The sequence below is a fragment of the Zobellella iuensis genome, assembly GCF_016746085.1.
Lineage (GTDB): Bacteria > Pseudomonadota > Gammaproteobacteria > Enterobacterales > Aeromonadaceae > Oceanimonas > Oceanimonas iuensis.
The window spans coordinates 22,589-36,564 of sequence record NZ_JAERTZ010000028.1 but is presented as its reverse complement, the minus strand read 5'-3'; the positions used below and the strand labels follow the sequence as shown (position 1 = coordinate 36,564).

The following is a 13,976-nucleotide window of genomic DNA, read 5'->3' as shown; positions in this document are numbered from 1 at the left end:
GTAAAAGTGATTTACCCGCTGTCGGGCAACGCCGTCTTGATCCCGCCGCCGTTTTGACCTGAAATCGAAAGCCCTTTCGTCAACCGAGGCTGGAGCATGATGAGCAAGCAGCAGAGCACCCAACTGATCCGCGATTATTACCTGGCATTCAACAACGGCGACATGGAGGCCTTCCTCGGCCTGCTGAGCGACGAGGTGATCCACGACATCAACCAGGGCGGGCGGGAAACCGGCAAGGCCGCCTTCGCCGGTTTCATGGCGCGCATGAACCGCCACTACCGGGAACAACTGACCGATATCCAGATCATGGTCAGCGAGGACGGCGGCCGGGCCGCCGCCGAATTCGTGGTGCTGGGAGAATACCTGAACACGGATGAGGGACTGCCCGAGGCCTGCGGCCAGCGTTACCGGCTGCCGGCCGGCGCCTTCTTCGAGATCCGGAGCGACAAGGTGGCGCGGATCAGCAACTACTACAACCTGAACGACTGGATAGCCCAGGTCGGCGGATGAACAGCCCCCTCCGTATCCTGGCAGCCAGGGGAGCCGAGCTGGCCCCCTGGCTCGACGCCCTGGCCGAATTGCGCATCCGGGTGTTCCGGGACTACCCCTACCTCTACGACGGCAGCCCGGAATACGAGATGGCCTATCTCGCCCCCTATCTGCAGTGCGAGGACAGCCTCTGCCTGCTGGCCCTGGACGGCGACGAGGTGGTGGGCGCCTCCACCGGCCTGCCCCTGGCCCGGGAGGTGGACGAGTTCCAGGCCCCCTTCCTGGCCCGGGGGATGGCGGTGGCGGATATCTTCTACTGCGCCGAGTCGGTGCTGCTGCCGGACTACAGAGGCAGGGGCCTGTACCGCTCCTTCTTCGAGGGGCGGGAAGCCCATGCCAAGCACCTGGGCTTTACCCGGGCCGCCTTCTGCGCCGTGGTGCGCCCCGACGACCACCCCCTGAAGCCGGCCGGTTACCGCCCCCTCACCAAGGTATGGGCCCGTTTCGGCTATCACCCCGTCGCCGGGCTGGACACCCGGTTCCGCTGGAAGGACAGCGACCGGGCGGAAGAAACCGATAAAGCCATGCAGTTCTATCTCAAGACCCTGGAGGCCTAGTCATGACCCCCGCCCTCACCCTGGCCTGCGCCCAGTATCCCATCGACTTCCTCGGCAGTTGGGCGCGTTTCGAACAAAAACTGGATCGGCTGCTGGAAGACGCCCTCGACCAGGGCGCCAACTTCCTGCTGCTGCCGGAATACTTCGCCATGGAGCTGGCCTCCCTGTTCGAGGAAGGCGTCTACCGTTCCCTGCAGCGCCAGTTGGAGGCCATGCAGACCCTGCTGCCCGACTTTCTCGGCTATTTTTCCCGCCGGGCCCGGCGCCATGGCCTGCACATCCTGGCCGGCACCTTTCCGGTGCGGCGAGCAGACGGCCGCTATGTCAACCGCGCCCATCTGTTCCGCCCGGACGGCAGCCACGACTGGCAGGACAAGCTGCAGATGACCCGCTTCGAACGGGAGCAGTGGAACATAGATCCGGGCGAAACCATCAAGGTACTGGACACCGCCTTCGGCAAGGTGGGGGTCGCCGTCTGCTACGACAGCGAATTCCCGCTCATCGTGCGCCGGCAGGTGGAGGCCGGCGCCCGGCTGATCCTGGTGCCCAGCTGCACCGATACCGAAGCCGGCTTCAACCGGGTCAGGATCGGCAGCCAGGCCCGGGCCCTGGAAAACCAGTGTTTCGTGGCCCAGTCCCCCACCATAGGGCTGGCACCCTGGTCGGAGGCGGTCGACGTCAACACCGGCCGGGCCGCCGTCTACACCCCGGTGGATTACGGCTACCCCGCCGACGGCGTGCTGGCCATGGGCCGGGCCGACCAGCCCGGCTGGGTGCTGGCCCGGCTGGATCTCGACGCCCTGGAACGGGTGCGCGCCCGGGGTCAGGTGTTCAACCACCGGGACTGGGACGGCCAGCTTCGGTTTTAGGCCTTTCTACTCCGCGAGAAAGGCCTGCACCTCGTCCGCCGCGATGGCGAAGTTGAAGTGGCCTCCCGCCTGCACGCCCTTGGTGGTGATGCCGATCAACCTGCCTTGGGCGTCGAAGAGCGCGCCACCTGACGAGCCATAGGTCACCGGTGCCGTGGTCTGGATCAGCCGCACCCCCCGCTCTCTTCTCAGGGCCGAGACGATGCCTTCGGTCAAGGTTTTGTCAAATCCCGCCGGCGCACCTATGGCAAAGACCCTCTCCCCGACCTGCACACTGTCGTATGGTTTCATGGTATTGGTAAAGTTAAGCTCCTGGTGGGGGTCAACCAACTCCAGCAAGGCGAGATCCCGCCGGGGATCCGTTCTGGCTACCCGCCATATCAGCACGTCACTTTCCCGGATAAATTCCCCCTCGCTATTGATGCTGACGGGGATACCGCCGGCAGCCACCAGGTGGTAGTTGGTAATGGCCCGGAAGCTGTCGATGGCAATCGCCGACCCCAGGCTAAGGGGCTTCAGATCTCCGGCAAGCTGTTCATAAACCGTTATCTTGTAGACGCTGGGTTCATGCCGTGCGTAAAGCGCTATCGCCTGCTGCGACAAGACCTCCGCCGAGGTACCGGCAGAGGGGGATGCTGCGACGACCGGCCCCGGCGGCGTTATGGCTCCGCGTTCGGTGATTCCGGTCGCAATACGATGTCCTTCGCTCGGGCTGCCGGCCTGAGCGGCAATGATGGCCAGAGCAGGGAACTGCGCCAGGCGCTCCAGTTCGCGGGAGCATTCCGCCACGCCCTGCTCGGCGCAAGCCCTGTAGTGCTCCTGGGCTTTTTGTAGGTGCTGGTAGCGCTCTCCATGCTCGCCTTGATAGATGGCCCCCAGCCGGAGGTGGGCCTGGGGGCTCCATACCGGATCCGAGGCATTGGCCGCCCGGCTGTACCAGGTGATCGCCCGCTCCATATCCCGAGCGGTCCCCCTGCCCTCGAGATACATATCGGCGAGGGCAAACTGGGCGCTGGGAGAGGCATTGATCTGTGCCGCCCGGAGGTAACGCTGAAACGCCTGGGCGTCCCCCCCCTGCCGCTCGGAGCTGTGCGCCTGCTGCAGCTGGGTCTCCTCCGTCAGGCTGCAGCCCCCAAGCAGGATGGCGAAGAAGAGGTGCAACAGTCGTTTCTTATCCATGCTCCACCTGTGTACCGAGAGGGACTATCGGTGCGGCTCAAAGCCTAAGCATAGCAGCAGAAGCGGGAACGGATGCCGGGGCTCAGGCCGGAAGCCTCTTACTGGCCCTCTGCCCCCGGCCTCCCCTGCTGCGCCCCTTGGGCTTGCGCCCTCCCCGGGGTCCGGTGGGCAGAGCGCGCAATGAGGCCGGATCAAGCTGCTGCATCAAGGAGGGCAGCAACTGCTCCAATTCGGTCATGAAGGCCTGGTAGCTGCCTTCTTTGCGGCTGATGGCATCCAGCGCCGCCTCCCAGCGGGCGGTCATGTCCGGGGTGGTGGCCACCGCGGGCAGGCTGGCGATCAACTGCCGGCCCGCCTCGGTGGCGCGGATCTGCCTGCCTTCCCGGCGCAGGAAGTCACGGGTGAACAGCAGCTCGATAATGCCGGCCCGGGTCGCCTCGGTGCCCAGACCGTCGGTGTCGCGCAGTATCTTCTTGAGCCCGGGGTCGGTGACGTAGCGGGCGATGTGGGTCATGGCCGACAGCAGGGTGGCGTCGGTGAAGTAACGGGGCGGCTGGGTCAGCTTGTCGAGCAGTTCGCCCTCCAGGCACAGCAGCTCATCGCCCTGCCGCAGTTCGGGCAGGGCAGGCTGCAGTTCGGGATCCTCCTCCGGCTCGCGCTGGTCCGGCTGGGCGAAGAGTGTCTTCCAACCCGGTTGCACCTGCTGGCGGGCGCGGGCCAGGAAGCGACCGCCGGCGATGTCGATCTCCAGCCGCCGGTCGTCGTATTCCCAGTGCGGATAGAACTGGGCCAGGTACTGACGGGCGACCAGATAATAGATGTGGCGTTCGGTCGCGGACAGCCGCTCCCCATCCATGGCCCGGGCGGTGGGAATGATGGCGTGGTGGGCCTCTACCCGCTTGTCGTCCCAGGCCTTGCCGCGCCGGGACAGATCCGCCGCCGCCAGGGCCGGGGCCAGTTCGGGGCAGATCCGGGTCAGGGCCCCGGTTACGGCGCCGGCCTGGGAGAAGTGCTCCTCCGGCAGGTAGCGGCAGTCGGAGCGGGGATAGGTGATAAGCTTGTGCCGTTCGTACAGGGCCTGGCAGACATCGAGCACCTGCTTGGCGCTGAGCCCAAAGCGGCGGGCGGCGTCGATCTGCAGGGCCGAGAGGTTGTAGGGCAACGGCGGCGCCTGCCGCTGGCGCTGCCGCTCGGCCCGGAGCACCCGCCCCGGCTGGCCGGCGATGCGCCGGATCACGTTTTCCGCCAGGGCCCGGGACAGCACCCTGCCCTCTTCGTCCTGCCAGGGCTGGCAGGCCTCGCTCGGTTGCCACTTGGCCTTGAAGCGCGCGCCGCTGTCGGTCTGCAGCAGGGCCAGCACCTCGTAGTAGGATCTGGGCTCGAAGGCGTCTATCTCCCGGTCCCGGCGCACCACCAGCCCCAGTACCGGGGTCTGTACCCGGCCCACCGACAGCACTCCCTGATAGCCCTGGCTCCGCCCCTGGATGGTGCAGAGCCGGCTCATGTTGATGCCGTAGAGCCAGTCGGCCCGGGCGCGGGCCAGGGCCGATACCGACAGGGGCACGAACTCCCGGTTGGGGCGAAGCGCAGCCAGGGCCTTTTTCACCGCGTTGGGATTGAGATCGCTGATCAGACAGCGCTGTACCGCCTCCCGCCTGGCCGCGGGCACCCCGCAGTAACGGATCACCTCGTCCACCAGCAGTTGCCCTTCCCGGTCCGGATCCCCCACATGGACGATGCCGTCCGCCTGCTTCAGCAGCTTTTTCAGCACCGCCAGCTGGCCGCGGGTCTTGGCCTTGACCTCAAGCTTCCATTCCCGCGGGATGATGGGCAAATGCTCCAACCGCCACTGCTTGAAAGCGGGATCATAGGCGTCGGGCTGGGCCTGCTCCAGCAGATGGCCGATGCACCAGCTCACCACGTCGCCGTTGCCCAGGCGGATAAAGCCGTCCCCTTTGTGGTGCGGTTTGGGCAGCACCTCGGCCAGGGCCCGGCCCAGGCTGGGCTTTTCGGCGATATAGAGGATCATGGCGGAGCCAGGTTACTGTATGGAAACACAGGTTAACAGCAGAAAGGGACCGGCATCAATAGTCGCCCTGCAGCAGGAAGTCGTCCATGGCCTCGACCAGGTAGGACCAGTCGTCCTCCGGTACCGGCGTGGCCGGATCCTCCTCGCCCTCGCCGTACTCGTCCCAGTAATGGGCGCGCAGGGCCAGGGCGAAGTCGCCGTAGTCCTCGGCCAGGGCGTACAGCGGGCCGAACCAGACGATACGGGTCAGGCCCGCGGTGAGATCGTTGAGATATTCCACCAGGGTTTCGGGATCCGGGTACTGTTCCATCAGCAGTTCGAAACGCTCCCGGGCCACCGCGGTCTGGGCGTCATCCAGCTCCCCCAATTCGGCCACATGCTGCAGATAGTCGTGCAGCACATAGTGACGGGCCTGCTCCTCACCGGACAGCCACTGGCAACGGGTCTCCTTGCGGCTGATCACCGACAGGGCCACGCCCTCGTCGAGAAAACACAATGCCCACAACTGGTCGTCCATTCGATACTCCGGTGCTGGATAGAAACAGCCGCCAGTGTAGCCTAAAGCCGCCGGCCCTGGTAAGCCCGTTGCCACCAGCGGCCCAGCTTGTCCCGCCGCCACCACAGCAGCGCCAGGCTGAGCCCGAGGTAGAGGGCCGGCTCCATCCAGCCGGACTTGACCGCCCACCAGAAATGCACCGGCACCAGCAAGGCCACCAGATAGACGCCGTTGTGCAACTGCTGCCAGTGCCGCCCCAGTCGCCGCTGCCAGCCCTGGGTGGAGGTGATCGCCAGCAGCAGCAGGATAAGCCAGGCCACCGCGCCCAGGGTGATAAAGCCGCGATCCAGGATCTCGGCGCCGATTTGCCCCCAGGCCAGTTGCAGATCCAGCACCAGCCACACCAGCAGGTGCAGGCTGGCATAGGCGAAGCACCAGAGCCCCAGCGGCCGCCGCACCCGGATCAGCCAAGCCGCCTTCAGCCCCTTGGCCAGGGGCGAGACGCACAGGGTCAGCAACAGCAGGCGCAGGGCCCAGTCGCCCAGGTACTGCAGCAGTTCGGGCACCGGGTCGGCGCTGAAGCGGCCGGCGGGCAGCGCCCACAGCAGCCACAACAAGGGCAGGAAGGCGGCCCCGTGCAGCGCCGCCTTCACCCGGAACAGACCCCTGGCCGTCAGCCTCATCAGTAGAAGGCCCTCAGATCCATGCCCCGATAGAGCGAGGCCACCTCCTCTTCGTAGCCGTTGAACATCAGGGTCGGCTGGCGCTGGCTGCCGAACAGCCCCCCTTCTCCGATGACGCGTTCACTGGCCTGGCTCCAGCGCGGGTGATCCACGCTCGGGTTGACGTTGGCGTAAAAGCCGTATTCATGGGCCGCCAGCCGGTTCCAGGTGGTGGGGGGCTCCTGTTCGGTCAGGGTGATGCGGACGATGGACTTGATGCCCTTGAAGCCGTATTTCCAGGGTACCACCAGCCGCACCGGGGCACCGTTCTGGGGCGGCAGCGTCTTGCCGTACATGCCCACCGTCAGCAGGGTCAGGGGATGCATGGCCTCGTCCAGGCGCAATCCTTCCACGTAAGGATAATCGATGCCGCCCCCCAGGAAGCGGGAAGCCTGGCCACGCATCTGCTCGGGATCGTAGAGGGTCTCGAAAGCCACGTATCTGGCCTTGGAGGTGGGTTCGGCGGCCTGGATGATCCCGGCCAGGGGCACCCCCAGCCAGGGAATGACCATGGACCAGGCCTCCACGCAGCGATGCCGGTAAATCCGCTCTTCCAGTCGCTGTTTTTCCATCCAGGCCCAGACATCCAGGGTCTGGGGCCTGGCCACTTCTCCCCCGATGGACAGGGTCCAGGGCCGGGTCTTGAAGTCCCGGGCATGGCGCGCCGGATCCGACTTGTCGGTACCGAATTCATAGAAGTTGTTGTAACTGGTGGCGACTTGCTCGGCGGTGAGCGGCAAATCCGGCCTGTGGGCGGCGGGCCGCTCGAACGCCAGGGGCTCGGCCTGCCTCCCCGCGTCTTGCTTGCCGCCCAGCAGGTTGCCGAGCAGGCTGGCGCTGGCGGGGCCGCTCAACGCCGCCGCGCCCAACCCCAGTCCCAGCCCCTGCAGGATCTGCCGACGCCGCTTGTAGACCGCCTCCGGGGTGACCCGGTTTTCGCTCAGCGCTGATTTTTGCTTGATGTTAATCCGCATTCGGGCTCCGTCATGACCATAGGGTTGTCTACAAGGAGCGCCACAAGTGCGGAAAACTTTCGTCAGTCACTCTTGTCTTTATAGGCCCCGGCCTCGATGCCGTGGCGATTGAGCAGCTTGTAGAAGTCGGTGCGGTTGCGCCCGGCCAGCGCCGCCGCCTGGGTCACATTGCCGTCGGTCATGCGCAGCACCTTGTTGAGGTACACCCGTTCGAATTCCGCCCGGGCTTCATTAAAGGTGGGAAAATGATCGCTGTTGCCCGCCAGAATATTCTCGATCGCCTGGGACCCGATGACCGGAGCCGATGCCAGTGCCACCGCATGCTCCACGACATTGAGCAGTTGCCGGACATTGCCTGGCCAGCTCGCCGCCGCCAGCATCGCCAGCGCATCGGGCGAAAAACCGGTCACCTGGGTGGCATGGCGCTGTTTAATCTGTTCCAGACAGTGCCGGGCCAGCAGGGGGATGTCTTCCGGTCGCTCCTGCAGGGACGGCATCCGCAGGTTCACCACATTCAGACGGTAGAACAAATCTTCCCGGAACTGCCCCTGCTCCATGGCGGTAACCAGATCCCGGTTGGTGGCGGAAAGAATGCGCACGTCGGTCTTGAGATTGCGGGTGCTGCCGAGCGGCCTGACCTCCTGCTGCTCCAGGGCCCGCAACAGCTTGACCTGCAACGAAGGCGGCATGTCTCCGACTTCATCCAGGAACAGGGTGCCGCCCTGGGCGGCCAGGAAGATGCCGGGATGATCGGAAATGGCGCCGGTAAAGGCACCCTTGACGTGGCCGAACAGTTCCGACTCCAGCAACTGCTCGGGCAGGGCCCCGCAGTTGAGGGCGATAAAGGGATAGTCCCGGCGCGGGCTGGCATCGTGCAGCGCCTTGGCCATCAGTTCCTTGCCGGCGCCGGAAGGGCCGGTGATCAGCACACTGATATCCAGCGGCGCTATGCGCCGGGCCTGCTCCAGCACCGACGCCATCACCGGGCTGCGGGTCAGGATGCTGTGCTGCCATTCGTCGTCATCGGCCGGCAACGACACCGACAACGCCTCGTTGATGGTCTTGCGCAGGGCTTCCTTGTCGATGGGCTTGGTCAGGAAACCGAACACCCCGGAACGGGTGGCGGTGACCGCATCGGTGATGGAGCCATGGGCGGTCATGATCACCACCGGAAGCCCCACATGGCTACGCTGGATGCGATCGAACAGCGCCAGGCCATCCATGCCATCCATCTTGAGGTCACTCAATACCAGATCGGGCCTGTCCCGCTCCAGCACTTCCAGCGCTTCGGCACCGGAAGTGGCGGTATTGACCACGAAGCCTTCGCTCTTGAGCCGCAGCCCCAGCAGTTTCAGCAGGCTGGCATCATCGTCAACCAGCAGTATCTTGGCTTTACGCTTCATTGCGCCGACTCTTGGTATCTGCGTTCATTAATCTGCTCATCGATGGTGGCCAGTTCGTTGAGCTTCTGTGTCAGGCTGTTGACCTGCTGCTGCCGTTCACCCAGCTGCCGATTCAGGCTCAGCAGTTCCTGGTTATAACCCTGATAGACCGAGAAAAACTGCTGCAACCGGGTATTGACCCCCGGCAGCCGTTGCCGGAGCAGCTGTTGCGCCTGCTGGCGCTGGCCGGCGTTCGCCCGCGGATGACTGAGCCACAGTGCCAGCCTGAGTTCATCTTCGCCCGTGGCCCGATGCAGCGCCTGGATCTGCCGCTGCCGCTCGGCATCGCTACTCTGCATGACGCTAGCGGCCAGTTGCAGCCAGTCATGCAGTTCGTCATCGCTGGCGGCCGGGCTCCAGACCGGCTCGGGTTGCCGCTGATGCGGCAGCGAATAGGGCAACGAACACCCGGCCAGGCTCAGCACCAAGGCACCACACAGCCATACTCTAGTCATTTATGATTCCTTTATCTATCCGTACTCTTGGGCAGAGAGAGTTCAAAACAGACCAGATCGGCCACCGATGCATTCAGCGTCAACCGCCCTCCCATGCTGACGGCGGCCTCCCGCGCAATACTCAAACCAATGCCGGACCCTTTCAACACCCCCTTGCGCTCCTGGCTGCCCTGCACAAAGGGCTCGAAAATCCGCTCTCGGTCCTGCTCGGGTATGGGCTGTCCGCTATTGGCGACACTCAGGTAATACCCCTGGGTCAGCGCCTTGGCTTCAATCCGGATCAGGCCACCGACATCCCCGTAATTTACCGCATTGGAGATCAGATTATCCAACACCAGCTTGAGCCGGTGGCCGTCCGCCAGTGGAGGGGCTTCATCCAGATCCAGGTTGACCCGCAGCGCCTTGCTTTCAATGGTCAGCCGATGAGCCTCCAGGCTCTGCTCCAGCAGCGGCCGCACGGCCACGGCCTCCTGGTATACCTGTACCTGCTGCACCCTGTTGTAATCGAGCAGTTGTTCGATCAACCCCTGCAGGCGATAACTGTTGTGCACCAGCAGCTCGCAGATCTCTTCCTGTTCGGGGGTGAGCGGCCCGGTGACCTTTTCCGCGAGCAGATCGGCCCCTTCCCGCAGGCTGGCCAAGGGGGTTTTCAGCTCATGGGAGAGATGGCGCAGGAACTGCAGCTTCTGTGCTTCCAGCTCCCGCAGCCGCTGGTGCAGCCACTGCAACCGCTCCCCCAGTTCCACCAGTTCGGCCGGCCCCCGTATCGGCCGCTCGTCCGGCTCGATGCCCGCCCCCAGGCTCAGGATACGGCTTTCCAGCTGGCGCACCGGGCGGATAATCAGGTAGGTGAAGAGCAACACCAGCAGCAGGCTGGCGCCTCCCAGGGCCGCACTCAGCGCCCACAGCTGCTGGCGCACCTGAATCACGTGTGCCCGGACCTGCTGGATACGTACGTCGATCTGCTCCCGGGTCAGCTTGTCCAACGCCAATGTCGCCTGGTTGAAGGCATCGAACACCACCACCTGCTCGCGGATCTGCTCGCCACTGGCCTGGGCCAGATCCACCAGGTAGATCAGCTGTTGCTGCAGTTCGTCGGCCAGCGGCCCCGCCTCTATCACCTTCAGCAGGTTCTCCAGCTCCTGCCGATAGCGCTCCAGCAGGCGCAGATAGGACAGCCGCAGTTCAGGGTTCTCCAGTACCGCATAGCGGCGAATGGTCCGTTCCATATCCAGTGCCAGATCATTCATGTCCGATGCGCGCCGGGTATCCACCACCGCGCTCTCGATGCCGTCCTGAGCCAGCAGTATCACCTGCTCCAGGCTACGGCTGTTCTGGATCACCAGCAGGATCAGCGGCAACAGCACCAGGGTAAAGGCAATCAGCACCAACCTCAGCAGGGAACGGGGGGCAAAGCCCCTGACCGCTTTTGACATCATCCACATACTCGTCGACCACAGAGGGATACAGGATAACAAAAGCGCCGCCGCGCCAGATAAAAAAAACCGGTCGGGAAACGACCGGTATTAAAAAACTACAGAATGTGCATCCTTGCACGTCCGACACACTCTCATGCCGCGGGGGCGGCAGTATCAGACATCCGGTCACAGGCAAGTTTGGGGCCAAAAAGATAAAATCATTTATATTCATAAACTTAGTAAATCATCGAGCTATTCTTTCCCCAGTAATTGTCTCCATAAAGAGACACATTTCTTATCAATAAGAAAATTATCAATATAAACAAATAGTTATATTGTCTCCTTTTTAATACAGTCGTTTCGAGCAGTCCTTTTCCAGTCATTGCCGCCATTATCCCGCCACTAAAATACGCTATGCTGGTAGGAGCCGAGGCGGAGGCTATCAATCATCCGGACAGCACCGATTGGATCAGCGATAAAAAGGATGCCACACTCGGCTTATCAAGTACTTAAGGAGAATGGCCATGGCAACAGTAAACCAAATCATGCGGCAGAGCCTGCCCATGCTGACAGCGGACATGTCAATTTCCGAGGCGCTGGACCGAATGCTGGAATCCGGCCTGAGCGGCCTGCCGGTGGTGACCCCCCAGCGGCACATTATCGGTTTCCTGTCGGAGCAGGACTGCATCCCCACCCTGATCAACGCCAACTACCACTGTGACAGCCGATCCAAGGTCAGCGACCTGATGCGCACCGAACCGCTGACGGTCACCTCGGATACCGATGTATTCGAACTGGCCCGCACCATGGGTGGCGCCAAACCCAAGCTCTATCCGGTGGTCGAAGGCAAGAAAGTCATCGGCATAGTGACCCGCCACCAGGTGATGAGTTTCCTCAATAACCAGCTGAAAACCTGCCAGGCCACCTACTGAGCCGGCAGCAAGCACAAAGGGCGCCGAGGCGCCCTTCTTGTTGAGAAAACAGCCGAAAAGGCAAAGGATCAGAGCAGGCCGTCGACCGACTCGCTCAGCTCCGCCGGCCAGACCCCGCACTGCACCTGGCCGATATGGCCGAGCTGCAGCAACAGCATGGCCAGCCGCGACTGGCCGATGCCGCCGCCTATGGTCTGGGGCAGCTCTCCCGCCAGCAGCGCCTGGTGCCATTCCTGGCCGGCCCTGTCTTCATGGCCGGTCAGGGCCAGCTGGCGGCGCAGGGCCTCCCGATCCACGCGGATGCCCATGGAGGAAATCTCGAAGGCATCCTCCAGCACCGGGTTCCACACCAGGATATCGCCGTTCAGGCCGGCCAGGCCGTCCTTGCCCGGGCTGGACCAGTCGTCGTAGTCCGGGGCACGCACATCGTGGATCTCGCCGTGGCTCAGCTTGCCGCCGATGCCCACCAGGAACACCGCTCCCAGCTCCTTGGCGATGGCCCGCTCCCGTCCCTTGGCGTCCAGCTCCGGATAGCGGGCCAGCAACTCTTCCGCGTGCAGCACCTGGATATGCTCCGGCAGGAAGGGTGTGAAGCCGAATTCGGCGGCGGCAGCCTGCTCGGTACGTTTGATGGCGGCGTAGATACGGTTGACGGTCGCGGCCAGGAAATCCCCATGGCGGTCTTCGACGGTCATCACCTGTTCCCAGTCCCACTGGTCCACGTAGACGGAATGGATGGGACTCAGCCGGTCTTCATCCGGGCGCAGCGCCTTCATGTGGGTGTAGATGCCCTCGCCCGGCCCGAAGCCGAACCGGCCCAGGGTGTGGCGCTTCCATTTGGCCAGGGAGTGCACCACCTCGAAGGTCGCTGCGGGGATGGCCTTCACCTTCACCTGTACCGCTTTTTCGGAGCCGGACAGGTTGTCCTGCATACCGTCGCCGAGGCGGCTGAGAATCGGGGCCTGCACCTCCAGCAGATTCAGCTGCTGGGCCAGTTGACCGGAGAAATACTCCTTCACGAAACGGATCTGGCGTTGGCGTTCAATATAGGCTTGCTTCATCTCATTCCACCTAGGCTTGCTGATTGGTTTTGCAGGATAATCAGGGAGTCGACTCAGGAATTCAATATCATGTAGAAAAATCTCCGTTTTTAATCTACATTCATCAAAAAACGCGGCCAAAACTGCAGGATAATCATAATTCCATGGAAAAAGGCGACTTTCATTACCGGATCGACAATCTGGACAAATCCATCCTGATGGCGCTGATGGACAACGCCCGGGTGCCCTACGCGGAGCTGGCCAAACGCTTCGAGGTCAGCCCAGGCACCATTCACGTGCGGGTGGAAAAAATGAAGCAGGCGGGCATCATCGAAGGTACCCGGGTGCAGGTTAATCCCAAGAAGCTGGGCTACGACGTCTGCTGTTTTATCGGCATCATCCTGAAAAGCGCCCGGGATTACCCCCAGGCGCTGGCCAAGCTGGAACAGCTGGAGGAAGTGGTGGAGGCCTACTACACCACGGGCCATTACAACATCTTCATCAAGGTGATGACCCGCTCCATCGACGAACTGCAGCGGGTGCTGATCAGCCGGCTGCAGCCTATCGACGAGATCCAGTCCACCGAGACCCTGATCTCGCTGCAACAGCCGATCGACCGGGATGTCACTCCCTGAGAACCTGTTTGAAATCTGTTGTTCTCGGCCAAAGCGCACTGCTCCGCCGACACGCTATGAATACATCCATGTACGCTCTCTGTTTCATCCCTGAAACAGAAGGTCGGCTGAGCAGCACTCTTTGTCCTCCCCCAGAGCACCAGCGATGCTTGCTGGCGCTACCATCAGACGGCATTGGGAAGGAGGCAACAGGCCTCACTCCTGCAGCTTGTTCAGGGCATCCTGCATCAGCTTGAGCCGCTGCTGCTTGAGCTTGCTGTCGGCGGCGATCTTCTCCAGGGTGGCGGCCTTGAGATCCGCGTCCTCGATGGCTTGCGCCTTGCTTTCCGCCATCAGCTTGTGCAGCAGCATCTGCTGCTCCATGGCCGCCAGCCGCGCCTGGTGGCTGGCGATAAACTGGGCCTTGAGTTCGGGGCTGTCCAGCTTTTCCAGGCGCTCGGACAGGCGCTGTTCGAAACGGGCCGGATCCATCATCCGCTCCCCCTGGTGCCGCCCCTGGTGCTTGCCGGGGCGGCCTTCCTTCATGCCCCGCGGGCCGCAGTCTTCCTTCATCTGCCCTTTGTGCCAGCCCGGCTGGCCTTCGGGTGCGGTCTCGGCGGCGCTGACCAGGGCCGGCGCGGCGAGCAGGCTGGCGGCAAGAAGCAGGGCACTGTGTCGGATTTTCATGGTCGATTTCCTC

At 63.3% G+C, this 13,976-nt stretch carries 15 protein-coding genes; 5 read left to right on the top strand and 10 right to left on the bottom strand.

From position 1 onward, the window contains the following. Window positions 1-96: 96 nt before the first annotated feature. Genes JKV55_RS16675 through JKV55_RS16665 form a run of 3 tightly spaced genes read left to right on the top strand, consistent with a single transcriptional unit; the run spans window position 97 to window position 1,975 of the window. On the top strand, window positions 97-510 hold the full coding sequence (locus JKV55_RS16675; protein WP_237332954.1) for a ketosteroid isomerase-related protein: 414 nt from the start codon (window positions 97-99) through the stop codon (window positions 508-510). Further along, complete coding sequence (locus tag JKV55_RS16670; RefSeq protein WP_202087946.1) at window positions 507-1,106, top strand: GNAT family N-acetyltransferase; 600 nt, start codon at window positions 507-509, stop codon at window positions 1,104-1,106. The genes JKV55_RS16675 and JKV55_RS16670 overlap by 4 nt, the downstream gene beginning before the upstream one ends. A gap of 2 nt (window positions 1,107-1,108) precedes the next feature. Next, a complete protein-coding gene (locus JKV55_RS16665; RefSeq protein WP_202087944.1) occupies window positions 1,109-1,975 on the top strand; it encodes a carbon-nitrogen hydrolase family protein in 867 nt (288 codons plus the stop codon). A gap of 6 nt (window positions 1,976-1,981) precedes the next feature. Here JKV55_RS16665 and JKV55_RS16660 read toward each other — a convergent pair whose 3' ends face one another. The 8 genes from JKV55_RS16660 to JKV55_RS16625 all read right to left on the bottom strand — a co-directional run bounded on the left by JKV55_RS16660 (window position 1,982) and on the right by JKV55_RS16625 (window position 10,708). Continuing rightward, window positions 1,982-3,154, bottom strand: a complete 1,173-nt coding sequence (locus tag JKV55_RS16660) for a trypsin-like peptidase domain-containing protein (RefSeq protein ID WP_237332953.1) — start codon at window positions 3,152-3,154, stop codon at window positions 1,982-1,984. A gap of 82 nt (window positions 3,155-3,236) precedes the next feature. After that, window positions 3,237-5,183 carry a DNA topoisomerase III gene (locus JKV55_RS16655; protein ID WP_202087942.1) on the bottom strand — a complete coding sequence of 649 codons (1,947 nt, stop codon included), beginning with the start codon at window positions 5,181-5,183 and terminating at the stop codon, window positions 3,237-3,239. A 55-nt stretch (window positions 5,184-5,238) separates the two neighbouring features. Further along, window positions 5,239-5,700, bottom strand: coding sequence for a hypothetical protein (locus JKV55_RS16650; RefSeq protein ID WP_202087940.1), 462 nt, complete (start codon window positions 5,698-5,700; stop codon window positions 5,239-5,241). Window positions 5,701-5,741: 41 nt separating this feature from the next. After that, on the bottom strand, window positions 5,742-6,362 hold the full coding sequence (msrQ, locus tag JKV55_RS16645) for a protein-methionine-sulfoxide reductase heme-binding subunit MsrQ (protein ID WP_202087939.1): 621 nt from the start codon (window positions 6,360-6,362) through the stop codon (window positions 5,742-5,744). Continuing rightward, window positions 6,362-7,375 (bottom strand): protein-methionine-sulfoxide reductase catalytic subunit MsrP, encoded by a 1,014-nt coding sequence (gene msrP, locus JKV55_RS16640; RefSeq protein WP_237332952.1) that lies wholly within the window; start codon window positions 7,373-7,375, stop codon window positions 6,362-6,364. Before msrP ends, msrQ begins: the two co-directional genes overlap by 1 nt. Before the next feature lie 62 nt (window positions 7,376-7,437). Further along, the gene (locus JKV55_RS16635) at window positions 7,438-8,778 is read right to left on the bottom strand and encodes a sigma 54-interacting transcriptional regulator (protein WP_202087938.1); all 1,341 of its coding nucleotides are present in this window, start codon (window positions 8,776-8,778) and stop codon (window positions 7,438-7,440) included. Next, entirely contained in the window at window positions 8,775-9,272 is a 498-nt protein-coding gene (locus tag JKV55_RS16630) for a hypothetical protein (RefSeq protein ID WP_202087937.1), read from the bottom strand. The genes JKV55_RS16635 and JKV55_RS16630 overlap by 4 nt, the downstream gene beginning before the upstream one ends. A gap of 11 nt (window positions 9,273-9,283) precedes the next feature. Then, complete coding sequence (locus tag JKV55_RS16625; protein WP_202088065.1) at window positions 9,284-10,708, bottom strand: sensor histidine kinase; 1,425 nt, start codon at window positions 10,706-10,708, stop codon at window positions 9,284-9,286. 506 nt (window positions 10,709-11,214) lie between these two features. Between JKV55_RS16625 and JKV55_RS16620 the strand changes: the two genes are divergently transcribed. Beyond that, window positions 11,215-11,622, top strand: a complete 408-nt coding sequence (locus JKV55_RS16620) for a CBS domain-containing protein (RefSeq protein ID WP_202087936.1) — start codon at window positions 11,215-11,217, stop codon at window positions 11,620-11,622. Between the two features lie 68 nt (window positions 11,623-11,690). Here JKV55_RS16620 and asnA read toward each other — a convergent pair whose 3' ends face one another. Beyond that, a complete protein-coding gene (asnA, locus tag JKV55_RS16615) occupies window positions 11,691-12,683 on the bottom strand; it encodes an aspartate--ammonia ligase (protein ID WP_202087935.1) in 993 nt (330 codons plus the stop codon). Window positions 12,684-12,826: 143 nt separating this feature from the next. Here asnA and asnC point away from each other — a divergent pair, with 143 nt between their 5' ends. After that, window positions 12,827-13,297 (top strand): transcriptional regulator AsnC, encoded by a 471-nt coding sequence (gene asnC, locus JKV55_RS16610; RefSeq protein ID WP_202087934.1) that lies wholly within the window; start codon window positions 12,827-12,829, stop codon window positions 13,295-13,297. Window positions 13,298-13,492: 195 nt separating this feature from the next. Here the strand turns inward: asnC and JKV55_RS16605 are convergent, their stop codons facing one another. Then, window positions 13,493-13,963, bottom strand: coding sequence for a hypothetical protein (locus JKV55_RS16605; protein ID WP_202087933.1), 471 nt, complete (start codon window positions 13,961-13,963; stop codon window positions 13,493-13,495). Between the last annotated feature and the right edge of the window lie 13 nt (window positions 13,964-13,976).

Coding starts and splice junctions, on each gene's coding strand:
- JKV55_RS16675 (WP_237332954.1), top strand. CDS start 97: ATGATGAGCAAGCAGCAGAGCACCCAACTGATCCGCGATTATTACCTG.
- JKV55_RS16670 (WP_202087946.1), top strand. CDS start 507: ATGAACAGCCCCCTCCGTATCCTGGCAGCCAGGGGAGCCGAGCTGGCC.
- JKV55_RS16665 (WP_202087944.1), top strand. CDS start 1,109: ATGACCCCCGCCCTCACCCTGGCCTGCGCCCAGTATCCCATCGACTTC.
- JKV55_RS16660 (WP_237332953.1), bottom strand. CDS start 3,154: ATGGATAAGAAACGACTGTTGCACCTCTTCTTCGCCATCCTGCTTGGG.
- JKV55_RS16655 (WP_202087942.1), bottom strand. CDS start 5,183: ATGATCCTCTATATCGCCGAAAAGCCCAGCCTGGGCCGGGCCCTGGCC.
- JKV55_RS16650 (WP_202087940.1), bottom strand. CDS start 5,700: ATGGACGACCAGTTGTGGGCATTGTGTTTTCTCGACGAGGGCGTGGCC.
- msrQ (WP_202087939.1), bottom strand. CDS start 6,362: ATGAGGCTGACGGCCAGGGGTCTGTTCCGGGTGAAGGCGGCGCTGCAC.
- msrP (WP_237332952.1), bottom strand. CDS start 7,375: ATGCGGATTAACATCAAGCAAAAATCAGCGCTGAGCGAAAACCGGGTC.
- JKV55_RS16635 (WP_202087938.1), bottom strand. CDS start 8,778: ATGAAGCGTAAAGCCAAGATACTGCTGGTTGACGATGATGCCAGCCTG.
- JKV55_RS16630 (WP_202087937.1), bottom strand. CDS start 9,272: ATGACTAGAGTATGGCTGTGTGGTGCCTTGGTGCTGAGCCTGGCCGGG.
- JKV55_RS16625 (WP_202088065.1), bottom strand. CDS start 10,708: ATGTCAAAAGCGGTCAGGGGCTTTGCCCCCCGTTCCCTGCTGAGGTTG.
- JKV55_RS16620 (WP_202087936.1), top strand. CDS start 11,215: ATGGCAACAGTAAACCAAATCATGCGGCAGAGCCTGCCCATGCTGACA.
- asnA (WP_202087935.1), bottom strand. CDS start 12,683: ATGAAGCAAGCCTATATTGAACGCCAACGCCAGATCCGTTTCGTGAAG.
- asnC (WP_202087934.1), top strand. CDS start 12,827: ATGGAAAAAGGCGACTTTCATTACCGGATCGACAATCTGGACAAATCC.
- JKV55_RS16605 (WP_202087933.1), bottom strand. CDS start 13,963: ATGAAAATCCGACACAGTGCCCTGCTTCTTGCCGCCAGCCTGCTCGCC.